Origin of the sequence: Aggregatibacter segnis ATCC 33393, from assembly GCF_900476035.1 — a bacterium.
In the GTDB taxonomy this organism is placed as follows: domain Bacteria; phylum Pseudomonadota; class Gammaproteobacteria; order Enterobacterales; family Pasteurellaceae; genus Aggregatibacter; species Aggregatibacter segnis.
Genome location: NZ_LS483443.1, coordinates 1,767,489 through 1,790,303, shown reverse-complemented (window position 1 = coordinate 1,790,303; position 22,815 = coordinate 1,767,489). Strand labels below are relative to the sequence as shown.

Below are 22,815 nucleotides of genomic sequence, written 5' to 3'. Positions count from 1 at the left end.
GATTTTTTTATGCGAATTTTATTAATCGAAGACGATGCGCTTATCGGCAACGGCATTCAAATCGGTTTGACCAAATCAGGTTTTGCGGTGGATTGGTTTACCGACGGCAAAAGCGGATTGGCGGCAGCGCAAGCTGCGCCTTATGATGCGGTGGTGTTAGATTTAACGTTGCCGAAAATGGACGGCTTAGACGTGCTGCAGGCATGGCGTAAAAACGGGCAGGATGTGCCTGTGTTGATTTTAACGGCGCGAGATACCTTAGATGAACGCATTACCGGCTTACAACGCGGTGCAGACGATTATTTATGCAAGCCGTTTGCGCTGGTGGAAGTAGTGGCACGCTTGCAAGCATTGATTCGTCGTCGTTATGGGCATGCCAGCCCGATTATTCAGCATAGCTGCGTCAAATTCGATCCGAATCAACGTAAAGTGTTGTTAAATGAACAGGAAATTGCATTAACCACGCGTGAATATAAACTGCTTGAGCTGTTTATGCTGAATAAAGAACGCGTCCTCACCCGTGATTTTATTGAAGAAAAACTTTACAACTGGGATGACGAAGTCAACAGCAATGCCTTGGAAGTGCATATTTATAATTTGCGCCAAAAACTCGGTAAACAATTTATTCGCACCGTGCATGGCGTGGGCTATGCCTTAGGAAAAAATGATGAAGAAACTTAATTGGCACAAGCGCAGCCTCCGTTTTCGATTAATTGCCACCTTGTCTTTGGTGTCCGTTTTAGTGTGGTTGATCTCCACGGCGGTAGCGTGGTTTCAAGTCCGTAAAGAAGTGAATCAAGTTTTTGACGCCCAACAAATTTTATTTGCCGAACGGCTAGCTTCCTCTGACTTACGCCATCTTTTAATCGATCGTCACAACCCACAACCGCGCCGCCCTTTTAAAAAGCATCGTTTTGACGATGATGCGTTGGCCTTTGCGATTTTTACTACAGACGGCAACATCGTACTCAGTGACGGTGAAAATGGCGAAAACTTTGTTTATGAACCTAAAAAAGGCTTTTCACTCAGTAAAATTCGTGAGGACGACGATGACTGGCGTATTTTCTGGTTGCCTGTCGCCGGTGGCCGTTTAATCGTTGCCGTGGGACAGGAACAGGAATATCGCGATGAACTGATCAATAAAATGGTATTCGGGCAAATGTGGATTTGGTTTGCCGGTTTGCCGTTTTTATTGGCGGCACTCGGGTTGATTATTCGCCGAGAATTACGCAGCCTAAAACAAGTGGGCGAGCAAGTGGCGAAACGCCCACCGGACGATACCTCATTGTTGCCAACTGACAATCTGCCGACGGAAATTTTGCCGTTAATTGAAAATTTAAATCAATTTTTTGACCGCACTTCTGCCACCTTATTGCGTGAACGTCGTTTTACTTCCGATGCGGCTCATGAATTGCGTAGCCCGCTTGCCGCTTTGCGTATTCAAACGGAAGTGGCGCAACTTGCCGGTGATGACGCTCACTTGCGTGAGCAGGCATTGGAAAATCTGACTAAAGGCATCGATCGCGCAACCCAGTTGATCGAGCAATTATTAACCCTTTCTCGCTTGGATAATTTGAAAGAACTGGAGAATTTACAGGAAATTCATTGGGAACAGTTGATTCCGTCGCTGATGGGGGAATTGTATTTTCATGCGGAAAAACACCAAATCACGTTGGCATTTGAGCCCGTCGCCGCGCCTCCGGTAAAAATGGGGCAGCCGTTGTTGTTGGCGCTTATGCTGCGTAATCTAATAGATAACGCCATTCGTTATTGCCCGGCGGGCAGTCAGGTCAAAGTACGGTTGGAAAAAAATAAGATTTTGGTGGAAGACAACGGCGGCGGTGTCGATGAAGCCGATCTAGTCAAACTCGGACAACGTTTCTATCGCCCGGCCGGCCAAAACGAAAAAGGCAGCGGCTTGGGCTTGTCTATTGTTCGCCGCATTGCCGAATTACATCATTACCAACTCAACCTTTCTAACCGTAAAAATGCTGCCGGTGAACGCATCGGTTTGTGTGCGGAGATTTTGTTGTAAAGTCGATAAAAAGGCGGAGCTAAAAGTGCGGTGAATTTTCACCGCACTTTTTTATTTGATGCTGTTGAATAGGTTTTATGAAAATAAAAAAGCAAGCCAAAAGGCTTGCTTTTTTTTCGCTGTAAAGTGCGGTTCCCAAAGAGAGCGTTTTACGCTTTTTTGTATAATTGCGGTAACGCAGAATCTTTGTTTGTCGCCAGTAAACCGGTGCGGGAATAGATACCGAGTTTGTCGCGGGTGTCCGTGATATCAAGGTTACGCATGGTTAATTGACCGATACGATCGACCGGATCAAACGGTGCATTTTCCACTTTTTCCATACTCAAACGTTCCGGATGGTAGGTTAAGTTCGGCGATTCAGTATTGAGTAAGGAATAGTCATTACCACGACGTAACTCTAACGTCACTTCACCGGTAACCGCGCGAGCCACCCAACGTTGAGCGGTTTCGCGCAACATTAAGGCTTGCGGATCGAACCAACGACCTTGGTATAACAAACGACCTAAACGGATACCATTAATACGGTATTGTTCAATGGTGTCTTCGTTGTGGATGCCGGTCACTAAACGTTCGTAAGCGATGTGTAAGAGAGCCATTCCTGGGGCTTCGTAGATGCCGCGAGATTTCGCCTCAATGATACGGTTTTCGATTTGGTCGGACATCCCTAAGCCGTGACGACCACCAATGCGGTTTGCTTCAAGGAACAATTCTACGATGTTGTCGAAGGTTTTGCCGTTTAATGCCACCGGAATGCCTTCTTCAAAACGCACCGTCACTTCTTCCGCTTTGATTTGTACATCTTCACGCCAGAATGGTACGCCCATGATTGGGTTAACGATACGAATACCGGAATTTAAGAATTCCAAGTCTTTTGCCTCGTGAGTCGCGCCAAGCATGTTGGAGTCGGTGGAATAGGCTTTTTCGACAGACATTTTGTAATCAAAGCCGTTTTCAATTAAGAAGTTAGACATCTCAAAACGGCCGCCCAATTCATCGATGAATTTTTGATCCAACCAAGGTTTATAAATTTTTAAATTTGGGTTGGTCATTAAGCCGTAACGATAGAAACGTTCGATGTCGTTGCCTTTGTAAGTGCTGCCATCGCCCCAAATATTGACATCATCTTCTTTCATGGCAGAGACCAACATGGTGCCGGTCACCGCACGACCTAATGGAGTAGTGTTGAAATAAGTCAAACCACCTGTCGTCACGTGAAAGGCGCCGCATTGGATCGCCGCAATGCCTTCTTGGGCTAATTGCGTGCGGCAGTCGATTAAGCGGGCCATTTCTGCGCCATATTCTTTGGCTTTGCGCGGAATAGCCTCGTAATCCTCTTCATCCGGTTGGCCAAGGTTCGCGGTGTAAGCGCAAGGAATGGCGCCGTGTTGACGCATCCAAAGCAGTGCCGCGCTGGTGTCTAAGCCGCCGGAAAAGGCGATACCGACTTTTTCACCTTTGGGTAAGTGTTGCAAAATGGTATTTGACATATTTTCTTTCCTTATCTGTGTTTGTTTGAGTGAATGGGTTTGATAAAAGTACGTGGTAAAAACATTTCGAAAAATAACCGCGCTTTTATTCTTTTGTTGTCAGCATTAAATTCGGATCCGGATATTGGTAAACAAATTCTAATTCATGACAAATTTTTTCCGCCATGATAATGCGCTGCGGATCTTGTTCTGAGTTAATAAAGTGCGGTGGTTCTAGCCCGTATTTTTCCGCAGCATATTGATAATAGGCTTCCCGAGTAGGGTGCATTGGCGCGGCCAAATGATATAAACGGTAACCGCCCGGGGTTTCTAACAATAATTGAATGGCGCGTGCGCAATCGTCTAGATGGACTAAATTTACGGGAGAATGACCGCACTTTAGCTCCTGTTTGCTGGCAAGGGAATAAACTGGGTGACGATCGTTGCCGACTAAACCGGCAAAACGAATAATATCGCAATCGATGTCTTGCATTTTTGCCAAGCCATTTTCGATTTCAACTAAGGCGCGACCAATGTCACTGTCCGGCTGTGGGATGACGGATTCATCAAAATGAGCGGAAATATCAGGAAAAACGGAAGTGGAGCTAATAAAAATAATGTGGCTTACGCCTTGTAATAAGGCTTCGTTCACCAGATTTTGTACGCCTTCGACATATTGATTGAGATCGAAAAAATATTGGCTTGGTGGAATATTAATGATCAATGAATCAACATCGAGCAACGCACTGACATCATCAGGATCCGCATTAATTTCAGGGGTAAGTTCCAAATGATAGGCTTCCAAACGCATTAAACGCATTTGTTCTACACCATCATGAGTACGTTTTGTGCCTTTAACTTCCCAGCCTAGATTTTTTAAATGTCGCGCCAGTGGCAAACCTAGCCAACCTAACCCGACAATGGCGACCGACCTCATATTACTCCTATCCGGTTACAAAAAATTCCCACTATTCTAATGCATAGCGGGAATTCCTTTAAGTGTTATTTTGTTAATAAATCCAAGGCTTCTTGGTATTTATCTACGGTCTTCTGAATGACATCCGACGGCACTTTCGGCGCTGGTGGCTGTTTATTCCAACCGCTGTTTTCCAACCAGTCACGAATAAATTGTTTATCAAAAGACGGTGGGTTTGTGCCTTCTTGATAAGTCTCTACTGACCAGAAACGGCTGGAATCCGGCGTTAATACCTCATCCATCAAAGTTAACGTGCCGTTTTCATCTAAGCCGAATTCAAATTTGGTGTCACAAATGATGATACCTTTGGTTAAGGCATATTTGGCCGCTTCGGTATAAAGGGCGATGGCTTTTTCTTTCACTTGCGCCGCCAAATCTTTGCCGATCAATTTTTCGCACTCGGCATAGCTAATATTAATATCGTGATTGCCGATTTCTTCTTTGCTGGATGGCGTGAAAATCGGCTCAGGCAATTTACTGGCTTCTATTAACCCTTTTGGCAAGACTAAACCGCAAATGGTGCCGGTTTGTTTGTAATCTTTCAGACCGCTGCCGGTTAAATAACCGCGCACGATAGATTCAATTTTAATTGGGGTTAAGCGTTTGCACACCACCGCACGCTCTTTCACTAAATCGGCTTCCGCTTTGGGTAACACATCGTAAACGCTGTCACCGGTAAAATGATTCGGCATAATGTGCGCCAGTTTGTTAAACCAAAAGTTAGAAATTTGTGTCAGGATTTCGCCTTTACGCGGAATCGGATCATCTAAAATCACATCGAACGCCGACAATCTGTCACTGGCGACCATCAACATTCGTTTGTCATCAATTTCATACAAATCCCGTACTTTGCCGGAATAGATTTTTTTTAGACTAAGTTGTGTCATTTCATTTCCTTTTTATCTGCGTAAAAATAATGGTGCGTATTGTACCGCACTTTTTACGCAAACGTTTGCATTTTTTAGTGAGAATTTTATTTTGTGCTGGATTGATGCCTGCGTAAGGAAATAAAGTGCGGTCAGAAAAAAGAATGTTTTTAAGTGGATTATTCAAAATAAAAAGACCGATAGCTTTCGCTATCGGTCAAAAAGACAGTAGTATGTATTTTATGAATAATAAGAATTAGAACATGATACGGGTACCTAAGCCGATACGGGTTGCATCGGAAACTTTTTCACCGTTTTCTTTAACATTCGCTTTGCCGCCTTCAAGGTAAACAGCAACGTGTTTGTTAAATCTGTGGTCAACACCCATTACCCAGCCTCTGTATTTACCGTTAGCTTGGCCTTCATTTTTACCGGTACCCCATAAGTATGCACCGTAAAGGGCATTTTGCTCGGTTAAATCGACTTTCAAACCTAAGTCAAAACGGTCAATTTTTTCGTATCTGCCAACGCCAGTAGCTTTATTACCCATACTGTGTTTGAAGTTGTAGTCTCTGTGACCTTTCATTGATGTACCATGAGCCCAGTCAAAACCAACGCTAACGATTTTATATTTCACGTCAAAACCAACGCCGGCAATTTTTTGTTTGTAGTCTTTAGTCATCGCGTCAGCTTTTTTCACTTCGATATAGCCGGAACCGAATCTTACACCCACATCGCCCCATTGACCATCATAGAAAGCACCTACGCCAAAACCTTGACCCTCATCTGCTTTAGCTTTATTTGCTTCGCCAAAGTAATAGTCTGCAGCAACACGGAAGCCGGCAAATTTGCTAGACATAAAGTGAACCGCTTTTGCTGCGCTATCGTGTAATACGTTACCACTTAATTCGTAAGAGTAGTTAGCTTTAGGAATGTGGTCACCCAAAGTCAATTGGTTACCGAAAGTCAATGAACCGATATCTTTATGTGCGAATCCACCGAATAAGCGTTTGGTGTTGATGCCATCACCGACAGTACCGTTTTGTGTGAAACGAATTTCAAATGCCGCTAATGCGCTGAAACCGTTGCCAATCTCTTGGCTTGCGCGAACGCGAACACGAGAACCACGGTCAACTAAATCAGTGCGTTTGCCACTAGTGTCGACTTTTTTATCTTTCATGTTAACGATTTCGAATGCGCCACGTCCGTCTAATTCAACTTTTGTGCCTTCGTTTTTATAAACGACAACAGCATTTGCTGAAGCCGCAGCCATTGCTGTTACTACTAGTGCGATAAGTGTTTTTTTCATGTTAATCACCTTGAGTTTTAGTTTTAACAAAATTGACGTTCTTATTGTATAAAATTGGATATTTCACTCCATTTTGTTTTTATTAAATGGTGTTTTTCTCGATTTCGGTTTAACGCTAATAAAACTTTTAAGTGCTGTCAATAAACGAGAAATTTTACGTGGTTTTTAAAACCATTATTTTTCAAAGGGTTATGTGATTCTTCCATTTTTGTTTAGTGGCGAAAAGTGTTATCTGGATCACAATTTTTATATTTTTTTGATCGGCTATTTTCTACTGGATTTGATTTAACTTATTGATTTTTATTTTAATTTTTTTATTTACTAAAATGAGTGTTTAATAAAATAAATAGATAAGTGATTTATTTTGGATTTCATCTTATTTTTGTGATGCTGATCACGTAATAATTGACAGAATTCGCCTTTAAAAACAATGGGATGGGAAAAGTCTTTCACTCCATTTGAAATACATTTTTATTTGACAAGTGAAGGCTTGAATAAATAGTAAGCGTTTTGTCAGTGCTTAACATATTCATATCGTAAATTAAAAATAGGCAGAAAACATACCGCACTTTGTTACAACCTGTCGGCATTAATGCTTCTCAAACTTGAAAAAAGTGGCTAAAAAGCATATAGTTGCGCCACTTATTTTTGGACCGTCGTTTAAGGCGGTTTCTTTATTTCTTCATCAAACAACACAGACAGAACAGATGACATACCCACAAGAACAAGTTAATAAACGCCGCACTTTTGCGATTATTTCTCACCCCGATGCAGGTAAAACCACGATTACCGAAAAGGTTTTGCTTTATGGTAACGCCATTCAAAAAGCCGGTTCGGTGAAAGGCAAAGGTTCCGCACAGCACGCGAAATCCGACTGGATGGAAATGGAAAAACAACGTGGGATTTCTATTACCACTTCCGTGATGCAATTTCCATACAACGATTGTTTGGTCAACCTGCTGGATACTCCGGGGCATGAGGATTTCTCTGAAGATACCTACCGCACTTTAACGGCGGTGGACAGCTGCTTGATGGTCATTGACTCCGCCAAAGGGGTTGAGGATCGTACCATTAAATTGATGGAAGTCGCCCGTTTGCGCGACACGCCGATTATCACGTTTATGAACAAACTTGACCGTGATATTCGTGATCCGATGGAATTATTGGATGAAGTAGAAAACGTATTGAAAATTCACTGCGCGCCAATTACTTGGCCTATCGGTTGCGGCAAATTGTTTAAAGGCGTATATCACTTATACAAAGACGAAACCTATCTCTATCAAACCGGGCAAGGACACACGATTCAAGAAGTGCGCATTGTGAAAGGCTTAAATAATCCGGAATTGGATAATGCCGTAGGTGACGATTTGGCACAACAATTACGTGATGAATTGGAATTGGTCAAAGGCGCTAGCAACGAATTTGATTTAGATTTGTTCTTAAACGGTGAATTGACGCCGGTCTTTTTCGGTACGGCGTTAGGGAATTTCGGCGTGGATCATTTCCTTGACGGCTTAACCGAATGGGCGCCTGCGCCACAAGCCCGTCAAACCGATGTGCGTAAAGTGTCTGCCGATGAAGAAAAATTCAGTGGTTTCGTGTTCAAGATTCAAGCCAATATGGATCCGAAACACCGCGACCGTGTTGCATTCTTACGTGTCGTGTCCGGCAAATATGAAAAAGGCATGAAACTCAAACATGTACGTATCGGCAAAGAGGTGGTGATTTCTGATGCGTTAACCTTTATGGCGGGCGACCGTTCGCATGCAGAAGAAGCCTATGCCGGCGATATTATCGGTTTGCACAATCACGGTACGATTCAAATTGGTGATACCTTTACCCAAGGGGAAGAGTTAAAATTCACGGGCATTCCAAACTTTGCACCGGAGTTATTCCGCCGTATTCGTTTGAAAGATCCTCTCAAGCAAAAACAATTATTAAAAGGCTTGGTACAGCTTTCCGAGGAAGGCGCCGTACAGGTTTTCCGTCCGTTGCTGAATAACGATTTGATTGTTGGTGCAGTGGGTGTGTTGCAGTTTGATGTGGTCGTTTCGCGTTTGAAATCCGAATATAACGTCGAAGCCATTTATGAAACCGTCAACGTGTCAACGGCCCGTTGGGTGGAATGTGGCGACGCGAAAAAATTTGAAGAGTTTAAACGTAAAAATGAGCAAAACTTGGCGTTAGACGGTGGCGATAACCTCACTTACATCGCCCCAACGATGGTGAATCTCAATCTTGCGCAAGAGCGTTATCCGGATGTGACATTCTTCAAAACCCGCGAACATTAATTTGTTCAAAAACATTAAAAAAGAAGACCGCACTTTAAGGGATTAAAGTGCGGTCTTTTTCTAGGTGTTTTTATTTACTTGTTTTCTTCTTCATTACCGTTTTTCAAGGTGGAGAAGTAGTTTGCTAAAATCGGGCCGGAAACGTTGTGCCAGAAACTGAACACGGCGCTTGGTACGGCAGCGATTGGGTTCAAATGCGCAGTGGCAAGTGCTGCGCCTAAACCGGAGTTTTGCATACCCACTTCAATGGCGATGGCTTTGCTGTCATAGTTATTTAATTTGAGTAATTTGGCTGCAATAAAGCCGATGAGGTAACCCAAGCAGTTGTGCAACACAACCACACCGAAAATCAATAAACCGGAGTCGATGATTTTGTCTTTGCTACCGGCAACGACTGCAGCAAGAATTAAGACAATCGCGATGACAGAAACCAAAGGCATGGTTTGGCTGATTTGCGACATTTGTTTTTTGAATAGCGCGCGAATTACTAGGCCCAAGAAAATTGGGAAAAGCACCATTTCCAACACGGAAATAAACATCGCACTGGCGTTAATTTCGATCCATTGGCTGGCCAACACATAGAAAATCACCGGCGTTAATAACGGGGCTAACAAGGTGGAAATGGTGGTACAGGCTACAGAAAGTGCGGTGTTACCACGGGCTAAATAGGTCATCACGTTAGAAGACGTACCACCCGGGCAGGAGCCGACAAGAATCACACCAGCGGCCAAATCATCCGGCAAATTCAATGCTTTTGCGAGGACAAAAGCGATGGATGGCATGATTACAAATTGCCCGACTACGCCCACAATGACGGCTTTCGGGTGTTTGGCGACTTCACTGAAATCATTGAAAGTAAGCGTAATCCCCATGCCGAACATGACAATACCGAGCAAGTAAGGAATATATTGGCGGAGCCATAAGAAGGTTTCCGGTGAGAGAAACGCAAGGAGAGCGAAAAGTAACACCCAAAGGGCAAAGGTTTTACTAACAAATTGGGTAAATTTAAGCAATGCGTGCATAAAAAATCCTTAAAAATTAAAAGTACGAGTAGTGAAAAAAGGTAGTCAACATAGCAGAAAATAGGGGAAATGAAAAAATATTTTCGGGGCAAAAAAGGAGAAAACATGAATTTTTTTATTTTCATAATCAATTCACGTTTTTGAGTGATGAAAAAACGTTATTAAAAATAACCACACTTTAATGGAATAGTCGCGCCCACATCTCTCGTACAAACGCCCGTTCTGCACAAAATTCCGCTCCGTCCACCACAGAGGGTAAACCGAGTAAATTCAAATGGTGAATACGGTTGCGCAGATCCACATAACATTGTTTTAAACGTTCGCTATCGGTGTCAGAAATCATGCCGTATTCTGCCATGATTTCGAAAATCCGCACGTTATCTGACCAACGTGTGAGTGCGGGCTGCTGCGGCGAATGCGCTAACACCAAATATTGGGCGATAAATTCAATGTCCGTAATGCCGCCTTGGTCGGTTTTAATGTTGAATTGGGCGTCATCATGTTTTGCCAAATGTTCATACATTTTTTCCCGCATTTCGCAGACATCCTGTTTCAGTTGAACTAAGTCCCGCGGGGCAGAAAGTACCTTGTGGCGAATGGTTTCAAATTCATCTCGGAGTTTCTGTTCGCCGAACACTGCACGGCTACGCACCAAGGCTTGTTTTTCCCAGGTCCAGGCTTCGTTTAGTTGATAGTTTTCAAAGGCGGCGAAAGAGCAACCAAGCAATCCCGCATCGCCTGACGGGCGTAGGCGCATATCCACGTCATATAAAATCCCGGCGCTGGTATTCATGCTGAAAATACTGACGATTTTTTGCGCCAAACGTAAATAGAATTGGTTGCTGTCGATGACTTTTTTGCCACCAACGGTTTGGCTATTGCTAGCGGGATCGTATAAGAAGACGAGATCTAAGTCAGATTTATAGCCTAATTCAATGCCGCCCAATTTGCCGTAGCCCACCACGAGGAAGTTTTTCTCTCCTTCTGCCAAATGTTCGGGCACCCCAAAACGGACGGCGATTTGTTGCCACGCCAAATTGACCACCGCGCCGATAATGGCCTCAGCCAAATAGGTGAGATGGTCGCTCACTTTCATTACCGGCAACACACCGAGAATATCGGCGGCGGCAATGCGGAGCAGGGCAGCGTGCTTAAACTGGCGCAAGCCATCGATAAATTGTTCTTCGTCATCTTGCGGCAGGCGCAATAAATATTGCTGTAATTCGGAGGCGTACTCGGTAAAGTGCGGTGGATTTCGCAGGGATTTTTGATCGAGCAATTCATCGAGCAAAATCGGGTGGCGCGCCACTTGTTCCGCAATAAATTTTGATTGGGCACACAGTTCAATAAGCTGTGTCAAGGCTTGCGGATTTTCTGCTAATAGCTCGAGATAAGTGGTACGCGTGAGGATTTTTTCAATAATCGTCAAAATGCGTGGCAGTAAAACAGGGCTGTTGGGCGTATGTAAAACTTGTTCCAGCAGGTTTGGCATTAAGCGATTCAGTACCGCCCGCCCGCGCACACCAATAGCATAACGGGGCAGTTCGTTGCGAAATTGTAACAGGCGATCCAACACCGCATCTTGTTCCGCCTCCGGCACACCGTTTTGTTGCAAAATGCCGAGCAATTCTTGTTCGTCAAAATCCGTTTCGAGGAAATCTTCCCACGCATTTTCCGATGTATTTTCTTCTTGTTCATCGCCAATTAATGACTGAAATACCGACCGCACTTTGCGCTGATGTTCGTGTAACACGGCGAGAAAACTCGCCCAATCGTGAATCGGGTAAGTGACGGAAACACTTTCTTGTTGCGCACTCCATTGGGTAAATTCCGCGCAGGCGAAGATTAAACGTTGACGATCCCATTCATTCTCGGGCAGTTGTTGGGTTTGTTGATCTTTGATGGCTTGCAGCACATTTTCCGCGCGACGTAGAAATAAATAGGCGTGGCGCAAATCGGATTCCTGTTCGATGGAAATCAAATTCAGCCTGCTCAGTTCCGGCAATAAATTCAGCAATTCGTGCTGCTGCAAGGCAATTTCCCGCCCACCGCGAATTAACTGGAAAACCTGCACGATAAACTCAATTTCACGAATGCCGCCCGCGCCCAATTTGATGTTATCGGTGAGGTTGCGGCGGCGTACTTCCCGTTCGATTTTTTGTTTCATCTCACGCAACGCCTGAATCACGCTGAAATCAATGTAGCGACGATATACAAACGGGCGCAATAAATTCTGTAAAACGGCAACATTGGGATCCGTTGCTTGCGCACCTAAAATGCGACCTTTGATCATGGCGTAACGTTCCCAATCGCGCCCTTGATCCTGATAATACTGTTCCATGGCGTTAAAACTGAGTGCCAGCGCGCCACTGTCGCCAAAGGGACGTAAACGCATATCCGTGCGGTACACAAAACCATCGGCTGTGTATTGATCTAACGCGTTAATCAAGCGTTGCCCCAAACGGGTGAAAAACTTCGCATTATCCACGCTGCGGCGCGCACCCACGGTTTCCCCTTGGCTTGGATAAGTAAAAATCAAATCAATGTCGGAAGAAAAATTCAGTTCAAAGCCACCCAATTTCCCCATGCCGAGAATATATAACTGCTGCGCGTTGCACTGCGCATCCATTGGCGTACCCATTTCTTCACAAGCCCGTGCATAAAGCCAATCGCGCGCACCAATAATCAGGCTTTCCGCCAGTTGCGACAAGCGAATAAAAACCTGTTCTACCGTGGCGAAATTAAGACTTTGACAAACACTCAATTTCACCATTTCACGGGCACGAAACAGACGTAATTCCCGATAAAGCTGTTCTTCCGTCTGCACATCCTGCAACACCTCATTCAACCGCTCGGCGTACTGGTCACAGTCCTCAAAGTGCGGTAGTTTTTCCCAACATTTTGCTAAAAACGCAGGCTGTTTCTGCCACGCCTCCGCCACAAAATCCGACATCGCCACCGCCACAGCCATTTGCCCGATATTCGTTGCGGGATCTTCTATTTGTTGTTCGATTTGTTCAAACAACGTCGCATCAAATTGTTCCGGAAAAGATTGGATCAGCACTTCAGCAAGGGAATGGAGTTTATCGGTGAATGGCGCAACAAAAGACATGATGAATCCTTATGAAAAATGGTGCGTCAACTTTAGCATGAAATGGGGTATTTTGAGAGAGGAGAAGTGTGATAGGTGTCAAGGAATTAAATATAGAGGCTGGGGAGATAAGGATAGATTTGGTATTCTTATTACATAAATAAAATATTTTTTCTTTCATTAAACTAAAGGAATCACTCATGTCACAGGATGAAGCGAGACAATTATTTTCACAGGCTAAAAAGTTATATCAAGATGAGAAATTAGATGAAGCGATTGATATTTTTCAATCAATAAAAAGAGAGGATTCACCAGAAACTTTTGCGAGGGCCCAATTAAATTTGGCACTTATTTGGAGAAAAAAAGGCGAGCAAGAAAAGGCGATTGCTATCTATGAAACCATTCAGCGAGAAGATAACCCAAAAGCTTTTGCTAAAGCTCAATATAATTTAGCGCTTATTTGGGCAGAAAAAGACGACCATAAAAAAGTGGTTTCTGCTTATAAAGCCATTCAGCGAGAAGATGATAAGGAAGCTTTTGCTAAAGCTCAATTTAATTTAGGTGTTATTTGGGATGAAAAAGGCGAGCAGGAAAAGGCGATTTCGGCTTATGAAGCCATTCAGCAGCAAGATGATAAGGAAACTTTTGCTAAGGCTCTGTTTAATTTAGGTTTTCTTTGGAAAAAAAAAGGAGAACAGAAAAAAGCAGCGGCTATCTATAAAACTATTCAGCGGGAAGATTACCCGAAGGCTTTTGCGCGAGCTCAATTGGGTTTAGCTGAGATTTGGGAAGAAAAAGGCGAGCAGGAAAAGGCGATTGCGGCTTATGAAGCTATTCATCGGGAAGATGACAAGGAAACTTTTGCTAAAGCTCAATATAATTTGGCGGTTATTTGGGAAGAAAAAGGAGAACAGAAAAAAGCAGTTGCTACCTATAAAACTATTCAGCGGGAAGATTACCCGAATGCTTTTGCGCGAGCTCAATTGGGTTTAGCTGAGATTTGGGAAGAAAAAGGCGAGCAGGAAAAGGCGATTGCGGCTTATGAAGCTATTCATCGGGAAGATGACAAGGAAACTTTTGCTAAAGCTCAATATAATTTGGCGGTTATTTGGGAAGAAAAAGGAGAACAGAAAAAAGCAGTTGCTACCTATAAAACTATTCAGCGGGAAGATTACCCGAATGCTTTTGCGCGAGCTCAATTGGGTTTAGCTGAGATTTGGGAAGAAAAAGGCGAGCAGGAAAAGGCGATTGCGGCTTATGAAGCTATTCATCGGGAAGATGACAAGGAAACTTTTGCTCTTGCTCAATGGAATGTAGGGATTATTTGGGCAGAAAAAGGAGAGCAGGAAAAGGAGGTTGCTGCGTATAAGGCGATTTACCGGGAAGATTCTCCAAAACTTTTTGCTCTGGCTCAATGGAATTTAGCTAAAGTTTGGGCTGATAACGGCAAATGGAAGAAATCGGTAAATACTCTTCTAAATATAAAAAGAAGTGATTCCCAACATGTGTATTCAAGAATTACAGAAATATTACTTAATGGTTTTATTCCTGAATTAATTAAGAAGGGACACCGTGCTGGCAAGTTTGTTAATAATATTTTTGAAAGAGTAAAGTTTGATTATCGTCATGATATTTTAAAATTTATTTTTAAAAGTAAAGATATTCATCTTTTAAAGATATTGGACCGTGTTACAGAAATATTAAATGAACTAAAGATAGAAAATTTGGCGAGTGAGGATTTTGAGAAAAATATAGCACATTATACTCGACCATTAATTGGCTTTTCTTTATTAAATCCTACTGAGGAAAAAAGTTCATCTAAATTTAGATTGAGTACGATTAAAGGGGTGAATGATCCTACGGAGGGCACCATTTTAAAGGATTTCTTAAACTATGGTAAAAAAACTGAAGATGATTTAATCACATTTATTAGTTGTTTTACATTTAACCACGACAGCCTTAATCAATTTAGATTGTATGGGAAAGAAAAGGGACAAGAGGCTTCAGGGATTAGTTTGGTGTTTGAGAGAGATAAATTTTTTAATCAAGAGGTGAGTGCTTTCAATACGTTAAGTTATCAAAATGTGCCTTTTAAAACGGAGGTATTTCTTGATAATAAAAAAATTGATGAAAAGCAGGGAGAGAGTAATAAGCTTAACCCTATATTGGTTTCTAAACTACCCCTTTACCGTTGCATTTATTTAGAGTCCTATTCAGATAATAAACCTTTTTATTTACAACTTGCTCAAAGAGAGGAGCTGACATTTTATAGAGAAGATGAAAGGTTAACACCTTCTACCCGCTGGAAAAAATATAAAGAACAAATAGATCAAATTGAGAGTAATGTTAAGATGAAACTTACGGAGATAAAAGAAGAAATTTCAAAATTATCTTCAGATGAGAAAACCCATGAAATTTTAGATAAAATTCTTTTGCCATTAAGATATTTAGTGAAACATTCGGCTTTTAAAGAAGAACAGGAGTGTCGTATTATTTACATTGCTAATATTTGTGATGATAAAATTCAAATGAATCCGGAACAGGGACAAATGTATGTTGAATACGAACAGGATGTAAAAAAGGCAATTCATAAAATATATCTTTCCTCGGGTTCTGAGAAGTATAAGGATCATTTTAGAAAGCTGCTCAATGATGAAAAAGGAAATATGGTGATGAGTTCAACGAATCCTTTTAGAGTAAAATCTTCTTAGCTTTTTGTACATTTAAAGCACCTTATTTTCCCCAAGGTGCTTCTCTCCCCACCCAACAATCCTCTTGCCCTTCCTCAGCAAAATAGATAGACTGAACTCCGTTATTAGTCGGGGTGCTTTGTGCTGAGATCATACCCGTGAACCTGATACAGTTAATACTGACGTAGGAAACTAACGAGAAAATCACACTTCCTTTCTTTTTCTCCACATCTTCTTCATTCGTCATTATTGCTGATTATCTTTTTTCATTAAAAAAGGAACAATGATGCAATATGCGTTTTGTCGTTCTGTGCCGGTAAATGGCGGAGGACGTTATGAGTAAAGTCGCTCAAGCGTTGACCATAGCCGGTTCGGATAGCGGTGGTGGCGCCGGAATTCAGGCAGATTTAAAAACCTTTCAAATGCGTGGTGTGTTTGGTACCTCGGTGATTACGGCCGTCACGGCGCAAAACACCTTAGGCGTCTTTGATATTCACACCATCCCCCTTCAAACTATTCAAAGCCAGCTGAAAGCGATTGCTGATGATTTCACGATTAGCGCCTTTAAAATCGGTATGTTAGGCACAGCAGAGATTATCGAATGTGTCGCTGAGGCATTAAATCAGTATCACTTCGGCACGTTGGTGTTAGATCCTGTTATGATCGCCAAAGGCGGTGCACCCTTGTTACAACAAAGAGCGGTCGATTCTTTGAATACATTTTTATTGCCGTTGGCGGATGTGATTACGCCAAACTTGCCGGAAGCCAAGGCGCTGACAGGCGTGGAGGTCATTGATGACCAAACGGCGCAACACGCGGCGCAAATTTTGCAGGCGCGTGGTGTGAAAACCGTGGTGATTAAAGGCGGACACAGCGCGCATTCACAAAGTGCGGTGTGTCGCGATTGGGTGTTTACCCCTAACGCGCAATTTACTTTAGAAAGCCCACGTTATGCGACAGCGCAAACGCATGGCACGGGTTGTACGTTCTCCGCCTGTATGACGGCAGAACTCGCCAAAGGCGCTTCTGTGGAACAGGCGATTAAAACAGCAAAAGACTACATTACGGCGGCAATCAGCCATCCGTTAAATATCGGTCATGGACATGGGCCGACCAATCATTGGGCTTATCAAGACAAGGCATAATTCATACTGAGGAACAGACACATGAAAAAAACAACGTTAATTTTGACCGCACTTTCTTTATGCGCCGGCACCGTATTGGCGAATCATCATGAAGAAACCGTGAATATTTATACTTACGATTCTTTTACGTCTGATTGGGGGGCTGGCCCGAAAGTGAAGCAGGCATTTGAACAGCAATTTCCGCTTTGCAAGGTGAATTATGTGCCGTTTGAAAGCGGTGGTACGTTGTTTAATCGTGTGCGTTTAGAAGGCCATAAAACCAAAGCGGATATCGTGTTGGGCTTAGATAATTTTGTGTTGGATGAAGCAAAAAAAAGTCATTTATTTGATGCGAATAACGTGGATTTAAGCAAACTTTCTTTACCAAACCAATGGACGGATAACACGTTCTTGCCTTACGATTTCGGCACTTACGCCTTTGTCTATGACAAAAATAAAGTGAAAAATCCGCCGAAAAGCCTGAAAGAATTAGTAGAGCGGGAAGATTTACGTGTGATCTATCAAGATCCGCGCACTAGTAGCGTGGGACGTGGTTTATTAGTGTGGATGAATACGGTTTATTCAGCAGACCAAGTGGCGCAAGCCTGGCAACAACTTGCTAAACACACAGTTACGGTGGGCAAGGGCTGGTCTGACACTTACGGCGCATTCCTGAAAGGGGAGGCGGATGTCGTATTAAGTTACACCACTTCGCCGTTATATCACCAATTATTTGAAAATAAAGAGAATTATGCGGCAACCACGTTTGCTGAAGGCAATGTGATGCAAGTGGAATTGGCGGCGCGAATCGCAGAACATAAAAATCAATGTGCTGATCACTTCATGGATTTTTTGGTGACACCGGAAGCGCAAAAACAGATTGTCACGGCAAACGTGATGTTCCCGGTGATCCAAGCGCCGGTTGAACCGCACTTTGATGCCCTAAAAGAAAATGTGTTGAAGCAGTCTTTCTTGAATACCTCCAATGTTAGCCCGGAAATGTTGCGGAGTTGGATTCATCAATGGCAAACCACATTAACTAAATAATTTGAACGATGTTTTGGTTGTCTCGTTCATTGTTTACCCGCTTATTTTTTTCTAGCCCGCAATTCCGCCCGCGTCATTATGTGGGCGGAGTTAGTGTTATTTTGCTGATTTCGTTGCTTTATGGCTTTGCCATGCGTGCCGTGTTAGCGCAGGGCACTGAATTTCAGTGGCAACAGTTCTTTGCCGATCGCTATTTGCATCACGTTATCGCGTTTAGCTTCGGACAAGCGTTGCTTTCCGCATTGTTATCCCTGTTCTTCGGCGTGCTACTCGCTCGCGCTTTTTATTATGTGGAATTTGTCGGTAAAGCCTTTTTGCTGAAGATCATGTCGCTGACTTTTGTGTTGCCGGTGTTGGTGGCGATTTTCGGCTTAATTGGCATTTATGGCGCCTCCGGTTGGATTGCACAACTCTTGCATTTTTTTGACCGCACTTGGACGGGCAGCATTTACGGCTTGTCGGGGATTTTAATTGCGCATCTTTTCTTTAACATTCCGCTGGCAACCAAACTGTTTTTACAAAGTTTGGAAAGCATTCCTTATGAACAGCATCAGTTGGCGGCACAACTGAATATTCGTGGTTGGCGTTTTGTGCGATTGGTGGAATGGCATGTGCTGCGTCGGCAGATGTTGCCGACTTTCAGCTTGATTTTTATGCTCTGTTTTACCAGTTTTACGGTGGTGCTCACCTTGGGTGGTGGGCCGCAATATACCACGCTAGAAACAGCGATTTATCAGGCGATTTTATTTGAATTTGATTTGCCGAAAGCGGCAGTGTTTGCCTTATTGCAGTTTGTGTTTTGTTTGCTGCTATTTACGTTTAGTAGTCTGTTCAATAACACTTCACAAACCACATTAAGCAGCCCGTATCGTTGGCTGAGCCCATCGAAAAGTGCGGTCAAATTTTTCCATGTTTTTTTGCTCGGCGTTTTTGTGTGTTTTATGTTGTCGCCGTTGTTAAATATTTTGTTTAGCGCACTGACATCAGGCAAATGGCTGACGGCGTGGCACAATCCGCAACTGTGGAAAGCCTTAACCTACTCTTTAACTATTGCGCCTGCGTCCGCTTTACTGGCGTTGCTCATGGCGGTGGCATTGTTGTTATTATCACGTCGTTTGCAATGGCTGTATTATGTAAAAACAGCGCAATTTATTCTCAATGCCGGAATGGTGATTTTGGCAATTCCCATTTTGGTATTGGCGATGGGGTTATTTTTATTGTTGCGTGACGTGGATTTTAGCAACGCCCATTTATTTGCCATTGTCGTTGCGTGTAACGCCTTGAGCGCCATGCCTTTCGTACTGCGCATTTTAACTGAACCATTCAATAACAATATGTTGTATTACGAACGTTTGTGTAACTCCCTTGGGATTGTCGGCTGGCAACGTTTTCGTCTGATTGAATGGCATTCACTTCGTACACCGATAAACTATGCGCTTGCTTTGGCATTTGCCCTTTCCTTAGGGGATTTCACGGCGATTGCGTTGTTCGGCAACCAAGAATTTACCTCGTTACCCCATTTGTTATATCAACAATTAGGCAGTTATCGTCACCAAGAGGCCGCTGTCACTGCCGGTATTTTGCTGTTATTATGCGGCGCTATTTTCGCCTTAATTGAACATCAAAAGGAACAACATGATTCGCTTAGATAACGTATTTTTAGCTGATGATGCACTGCCGATGACGTTTGATTTGCAGGTGGCGGCAGGGGAGCGTATTGCCATTGTTGGGCCAAGCGGTGCGGGTAAAAGTACGTTGTTAAATTTAATTGCCGGTTTCGTATTGCCGACACAAGGCAATATTTGGTTAAACGGTGAAAACCATACGCGTAGCGCGCCGTATGAGCGACCTGTGTCCATGTTGTTTCAAGAGAACAATTTATTTCCTCATTTAACCGTGCAACAAAATTTGGCATTGGGCTTAAAAACAAGCTTAAAATTGACCGCACTTGAGCAAGATCAGATCGAACGGGTTGCTGATGCTGTAGGATTAACATCCTTTTTATCCCGCCTGCCAAACAGTTTGTCGGGCGGACAAAAACAACGGGTCGCATTGGCGCGTTGTTTGTTGCGTGATAAACCGATTTTATTGTTGGACGAACCATTTTCTGCGCTCGATCCGGAATTGAGAATGGAAATGCTCAATTTGATTGATGAACTTTGCCACAGTAAAAAGCTGACGTTGTTGCTTGTAACGCACCAACCATCAGAACTGACGGGCAAAGTGGATCGCATGCTTCGTATTGAAAATGGTCGGATAAGCCTGCAAGAAAAATGCGCTTAAAATGCACCGCACTTTTTATTTACTTTGTTTTACTTAAGGAGACCTATGTCAACTAGTACCTTACAAATTTACTCCATCACACCGCATCCAACCGCAGAATATTGGTCGGTGTGCAAAGTAGAAGCGTTGTTTGAAACCCCATTTTTAGATTTAATTTATCGTGCGGCACAAGTTCATCGCAAAAACTTTAACCCACGCGCCATTCAGCTTTCTACCTTAATGTCGATTAAAACCGGCGGTTGTCCGGAGGATTGTGGTTATTGTCCGCAATCAGCGCGTTACCATACAGGCGTCCAAAATCAAGAGTTATTAAACGTGGAAGACATCGTGGCGAAAGCTAAAATCGCGAAAGCGCGAGGTGCAGGTCGTTTCTGTATGGGCGCCGCATGGCGTGGACCGAAACCGAAAGACATCGCCAAAGTGACAGAAATCATCAAGGCGGTAAAAGCGCTTGGTATGGAAACTTGCGGTACTTTTGGCTTATTGCAAGATGGCATGGCGGAAGAATTAAAAGACGCGGGCTTGGATTACTACAACCACAACCTAGACACCGCACCGGAACATTACAGCGAAGTGATTGGTACACGTCGTTTTGATGATCGTATCAGTACCTTAGGCAAAGTGCGTAAAGCCGGCTTGAAAGTCTGTTGCGGCGGGATTGTGGGCATGAATGAAACCCGCAAAGAACGCGCAGGACTTATTGCCAGCTTGGCGAATTTGGATCCGCAACCGGAATCCGTGCCAATCAATCAATTAGTGAAAATCGAAGGTACACCGCTTGCTGACGCAGAAGAACTAGATTGGACAGAATTTGTGCGCACCATTGCCGTAGCACGCATTACCATGCCAAACAGTTACGTCCGTCTATCCGCCGGTCGTCAAGGCATGAGCGAAGAAATGCAAGCAATGTGTTTCATGGCGGGGGCTAACTCCATTTTCTACGGCGACAAACTGCTTGTGACGGGTAACCCGGAAGAAGACGGCGACCGTTTATTGATGGAAAAACTCGATTTAGAGCCGGAAACGGAAGAAAACAAGCATCTGCGTTGATGGTTAATTGAAACATATAAAAAAGCCACTTTGGCGTCAAAGTGGCTTTTTTGTTTATGGATTTTTGTGGTATTTGAAATTACTTCAATTGTACTTTAATTGCCTCAGCAACGAATTCTGCTTCAGGACCAAGGATAACTTGTAACCCGTCGTTGCCGAGTTTGACATTACCTTTGGAGCCGAGGGATTTAAGTTGTGCTTCGTCAATTTTGCTACGATCCGCTAAGGTTAAACGTAAGCGAGTGATACAAGCGTCAACAGTTTTTAAGTTATCGGCACCGCCTAAAGCGTCGATAAATTTAACCGCTCTTTCTTCACGAGAATGATTGTGTTCGCTTTGTTCTTCTTTTGGCTCTTCAGCTTCTTCGGTACGACCGATGGTTTTTAAGTTGAAGGCTTGGATAGCAAAGCGGAAAACGATGTAGTAAATGGTGAAGAAGACTAAGCCTTGTACTAATAACATGTACCAGTCAACGGCTAATGGGTTGCGTGAAGATAACACCATATCCACTAAACCTGCGCTGAAGCCGAAGCCCGCAATCCAGTGCATACTCGCCGCGATAAACACGGAAATACCGGTTAATAGGGCGTGTAACACATAAAGAATCGGTGCCACGAACATGAAGGAGAATTCAAGCGGTTCGGTGATACCGGTGAAGAAGGAAGCAAATGCACCCGCCAACATGATGGAAGCAACTTTTACTTTTTGGCTTGGTTTTGCACATTGGTAAATTGCTAATGCGGCACCCGGTAAACCGAACATCATGACCGGGAAGAAACCGGCTTGATACATACCGGTCACACCCACAGTGGCAGTGCCTTCAGCGATGGATTTTGCACCACCTAAGAAGTTAGGAATGTCGTTAATGCCTGCTACGTCAAACCAGAATACAGAGTTTAACGCGTGGTGTAAGCCAACCGGAATTAATAGACGGTTGAAGAAACCGTAAATACCGGCACCTACGGCGCCTAAATCTTTGATGGATTCACCGAAAGAAACTAATGCGTTGAAGATATAAGGCCATACATAAAGCAGAATGAAAGAAAGCGCAATCATGGCAAAGGAGACCACGATTGGGACTAAACGTTTTCCGCTGAAGAAGGACAGCGCTTTCGGCAACTCTACTTGATAGAAACGGTTGTAAAGTTCTGCAGAAAGCACACCGATTAAGATCCCGATAAATTGGTTATTGATTTTACCGAAAGCGGCAGGCACTTGGCTTGGATCAAGATGTTGTAATTGTGCCACGCCACCCGGTGCGAGTAGGGTAGTTACAACATAGTAACCGACTAAACCGGAAAGAGCGGCTGAACCGTGTTTGTCTTTGGATAAACCGAAAGCAACACCCACGGCAAATAATAAGCCCATGTTGTCGATGATGGCAGCACCGGATTTGATCAGCAATGCGGCAAGTTGGCTATTCGCCCCCCAACCGTCCGGGTCTAGCCAGTAGCCGATCCCCATTAGTACGGCGGCTGCCGGTAATACGGCAACCGGCACCATTAAGGCTTGCCCGATTTTTTGGGCATAACTGAGAATACTCATAAGAACTCCTTTAATTTAT

At 43.6% G+C, this 22,815-nt stretch carries 16 protein-coding genes and 1 riboswitch; of the genes, 9 read left to right on the top strand and 7 right to left on the bottom strand.

The window, feature by feature from the left end; translation table 11 throughout:
- Positions 1-9: 9 nt before the first annotated feature.
- Positions 10-681: a response regulator gene (locus DQN58_RS08725; RefSeq protein ID WP_006718783.1), complete on the top strand. Its 672-nt coding sequence runs from the start codon at positions 10-12 to the stop codon at positions 679-681.
- A complete protein-coding gene (gene qseC, locus DQN58_RS08720) occupies positions 665-2,035 on the top strand; it encodes a quorum sensing histidine kinase QseC (RefSeq protein ID WP_006718780.1) in 1,371 nt (456 codons plus the stop codon). Before DQN58_RS08725 ends, qseC begins: the two co-directional genes overlap by 17 nt.
- A gap of 149 nt (positions 2,036-2,184) precedes the next feature.
- On the opposite strand, the gene argG is transcribed toward qseC, so the two are convergent.
- The 4 genes from argG to DQN58_RS08700 all read right to left on the bottom strand — a co-directional run bounded on the left by argG (position 2,185) and on the right by DQN58_RS08700 (position 6,652).
- Positions 2,185-3,522, bottom strand: a complete 1,338-nt coding sequence (argG, locus tag DQN58_RS08715; RefSeq protein WP_006718777.1) for an argininosuccinate synthase — start codon at positions 3,520-3,522, stop codon at positions 2,185-2,187.
- Positions 3,523-3,607: 85 nt separating this feature from the next.
- Complete coding sequence (locus DQN58_RS08710) at positions 3,608-4,438, bottom strand: SDR family oxidoreductase (protein WP_006718775.1); 831 nt, start codon at positions 4,436-4,438, stop codon at positions 3,608-3,610.
- Between the two features lie 65 nt (positions 4,439-4,503).
- Entirely contained in the window at positions 4,504-5,364 is an 861-nt protein-coding gene (locus DQN58_RS08705; protein ID WP_006718773.1) for a phosphoribosylaminoimidazolesuccinocarboxamide synthase, read from the bottom strand.
- Positions 5,365-5,599: 235 nt separating this feature from the next.
- Entirely contained in the window at positions 5,600-6,652 is a 1,053-nt protein-coding gene (locus tag DQN58_RS08700) for a porin (protein WP_006718769.1), read from the bottom strand.
- Between the two features lie 707 nt (positions 6,653-7,359).
- Between DQN58_RS08700 and prfC the strand changes: the two genes are divergently transcribed.
- A complete protein-coding gene (prfC, locus tag DQN58_RS08695; RefSeq protein WP_032997929.1) occupies positions 7,360-8,943 on the top strand; it encodes a peptide chain release factor 3 in 1,584 nt (527 codons plus the stop codon).
- Between the two features lie 74 nt (positions 8,944-9,017).
- On the opposite strand, the gene DQN58_RS08690 is transcribed toward prfC, so the two are convergent.
- Positions 9,018-9,965, bottom strand: coding sequence for a bile acid:sodium symporter family protein (locus DQN58_RS08690; protein ID WP_006718763.1), 948 nt, complete (start codon positions 9,963-9,965; stop codon positions 9,018-9,020).
- A gap of 178 nt (positions 9,966-10,143) precedes the next feature.
- Entirely contained in the window at positions 10,144-13,077 is a 2,934-nt protein-coding gene (gene glnE / locus DQN58_RS08685) for a bifunctional [glutamate--ammonia ligase]-adenylyl-L-tyrosine phosphorylase/[glutamate--ammonia-ligase] adenylyltransferase (protein ID WP_006718761.1), read from the bottom strand.
- A 179-nt stretch (positions 13,078-13,256) separates the two neighbouring features.
- On the opposite strand from glnE, the gene DQN58_RS08680 reads away from it, so the two are divergent.
- The 6 genes from DQN58_RS08680 to bioB all read left to right on the top strand — a co-directional run bounded on the left by DQN58_RS08680 (position 13,257) and on the right by bioB (position 21,250).
- Positions 13,257-15,767: a tetratricopeptide repeat protein gene (locus tag DQN58_RS08680; protein ID WP_111704462.1), complete on the top strand. Its 2,511-nt coding sequence runs from the start codon at positions 13,257-13,259 to the stop codon at positions 15,765-15,767.
- 99 nt (positions 15,768-15,866) lie between these two features.
- A riboswitch (TPP riboswitch) is annotated at positions 15,867-15,954 on the top strand.
- 127 nt (positions 15,955-16,081) lie between these two features.
- Positions 16,082-16,891 carry a bifunctional hydroxymethylpyrimidine kinase/phosphomethylpyrimidine kinase gene (gene thiD, locus DQN58_RS08675; protein ID WP_032997926.1) on the top strand — a complete coding sequence of 270 codons (810 nt, stop codon included), beginning with the start codon at positions 16,082-16,084 and terminating at the stop codon, positions 16,889-16,891.
- Between the two features lie 21 nt (positions 16,892-16,912).
- Complete coding sequence (thiB, locus tag DQN58_RS08670) at positions 16,913-17,917, top strand: thiamine ABC transporter substrate binding subunit (protein WP_006718756.1); 1,005 nt, start codon at positions 16,913-16,915, stop codon at positions 17,915-17,917.
- 8 nt (positions 17,918-17,925) lie between these two features.
- Positions 17,926-19,569, top strand: a complete 1,644-nt coding sequence (thiP, locus tag DQN58_RS08665; protein ID WP_006718755.1) for a thiamine/thiamine pyrophosphate ABC transporter permease ThiP — start codon at positions 17,926-17,928, stop codon at positions 19,567-19,569.
- Positions 19,553-20,200 carry a thiamine ABC transporter ATP-binding protein gene (thiQ, locus tag DQN58_RS08660; RefSeq protein WP_006718754.1) on the top strand — a complete coding sequence of 216 codons (648 nt, stop codon included), beginning with the start codon at positions 19,553-19,555 and terminating at the stop codon, positions 20,198-20,200. The genes thiP and thiQ overlap by 17 nt, the downstream gene beginning before the upstream one ends.
- Positions 20,201-20,245: 45 nt before the next feature.
- Positions 20,246-21,250: a biotin synthase BioB gene (gene bioB / locus DQN58_RS08655; RefSeq protein WP_006718753.1), complete on the top strand. Its 1,005-nt coding sequence runs from the start codon at positions 20,246-20,248 to the stop codon at positions 21,248-21,250.
- Between the two features lie 79 nt (positions 21,251-21,329).
- On the opposite strand, the gene nagE is transcribed toward bioB, so the two are convergent.
- Positions 21,330-22,796 (bottom strand): N-acetylglucosamine-specific PTS transporter subunit IIBC, encoded by a 1,467-nt coding sequence (gene nagE / locus DQN58_RS08650; RefSeq protein WP_006718752.1) that lies wholly within the window; start codon positions 22,794-22,796, stop codon positions 21,330-21,332.
- Positions 22,797-22,815: the final 19 nt, after the last annotated feature.

Excerpts from the sequence above, each read along its gene's own strand:
- DQN58_RS08725 (WP_006718783.1), top strand. The coding sequence starts at position 10 with ATGCGAATTTTATTAATCGAAGACGATGCGCTTATCGGCAACGGCATT.
- qseC (WP_006718780.1), top strand. The coding sequence starts at position 665 with ATGATGAAGAAACTTAATTGGCACAAGCGCAGCCTCCGTTTTCGATTA.
- argG (WP_006718777.1), bottom strand. The coding sequence starts at position 3,522 with ATGTCAAATACCATTTTGCAACACTTACCCAAAGGTGAAAAAGTCGGT.
- DQN58_RS08710 (WP_006718775.1), bottom strand. The coding sequence starts at position 4,438 with ATGAGGTCGGTCGCCATTGTCGGGTTAGGTTGGCTAGGTTTGCCACTG.
- DQN58_RS08705 (WP_006718773.1), bottom strand. The coding sequence starts at position 5,364 with ATGACACAACTTAGTCTAAAAAAAATCTATTCCGGCAAAGTACGGGAT.
- DQN58_RS08700 (WP_006718769.1), bottom strand. The coding sequence starts at position 6,652 with ATGAAAAAAACACTTATCGCACTAGTAGTAACAGCAATGGCTGCGGCT.
- prfC (WP_032997929.1), top strand. The coding sequence starts at position 7,360 with ATGACATACCCACAAGAACAAGTTAATAAACGCCGCACTTTTGCGATT.
- DQN58_RS08690 (WP_006718763.1), bottom strand. The coding sequence starts at position 9,965 with ATGCACGCATTGCTTAAATTTACCCAATTTGTTAGTAAAACCTTTGCC.
- glnE (WP_006718761.1), bottom strand. The coding sequence starts at position 13,077 with ATGTCTTTTGTTGCGCCATTCACCGATAAACTCCATTCCCTTGCTGAA.
- DQN58_RS08680 (WP_111704462.1), top strand. The coding sequence starts at position 13,257 with ATGTCACAGGATGAAGCGAGACAATTATTTTCACAGGCTAAAAAGTTA.
- thiD (WP_032997926.1), top strand. The coding sequence starts at position 16,082 with ATGAGTAAAGTCGCTCAAGCGTTGACCATAGCCGGTTCGGATAGCGGT.
- thiB (WP_006718756.1), top strand. The coding sequence starts at position 16,913 with ATGAAAAAAACAACGTTAATTTTGACCGCACTTTCTTTATGCGCCGGC.
- thiP (WP_006718755.1), top strand. The coding sequence starts at position 17,926 with ATGTTTTGGTTGTCTCGTTCATTGTTTACCCGCTTATTTTTTTCTAGC.
- thiQ (WP_006718754.1), top strand. The coding sequence starts at position 19,553 with ATGATTCGCTTAGATAACGTATTTTTAGCTGATGATGCACTGCCGATG.
- bioB (WP_006718753.1), top strand. The coding sequence starts at position 20,246 with ATGTCAACTAGTACCTTACAAATTTACTCCATCACACCGCATCCAACC.
- nagE (WP_006718752.1), bottom strand. The coding sequence starts at position 22,796 with ATGAGTATTCTCAGTTATGCCCAAAAAATCGGGCAAGCCTTAATGGTG.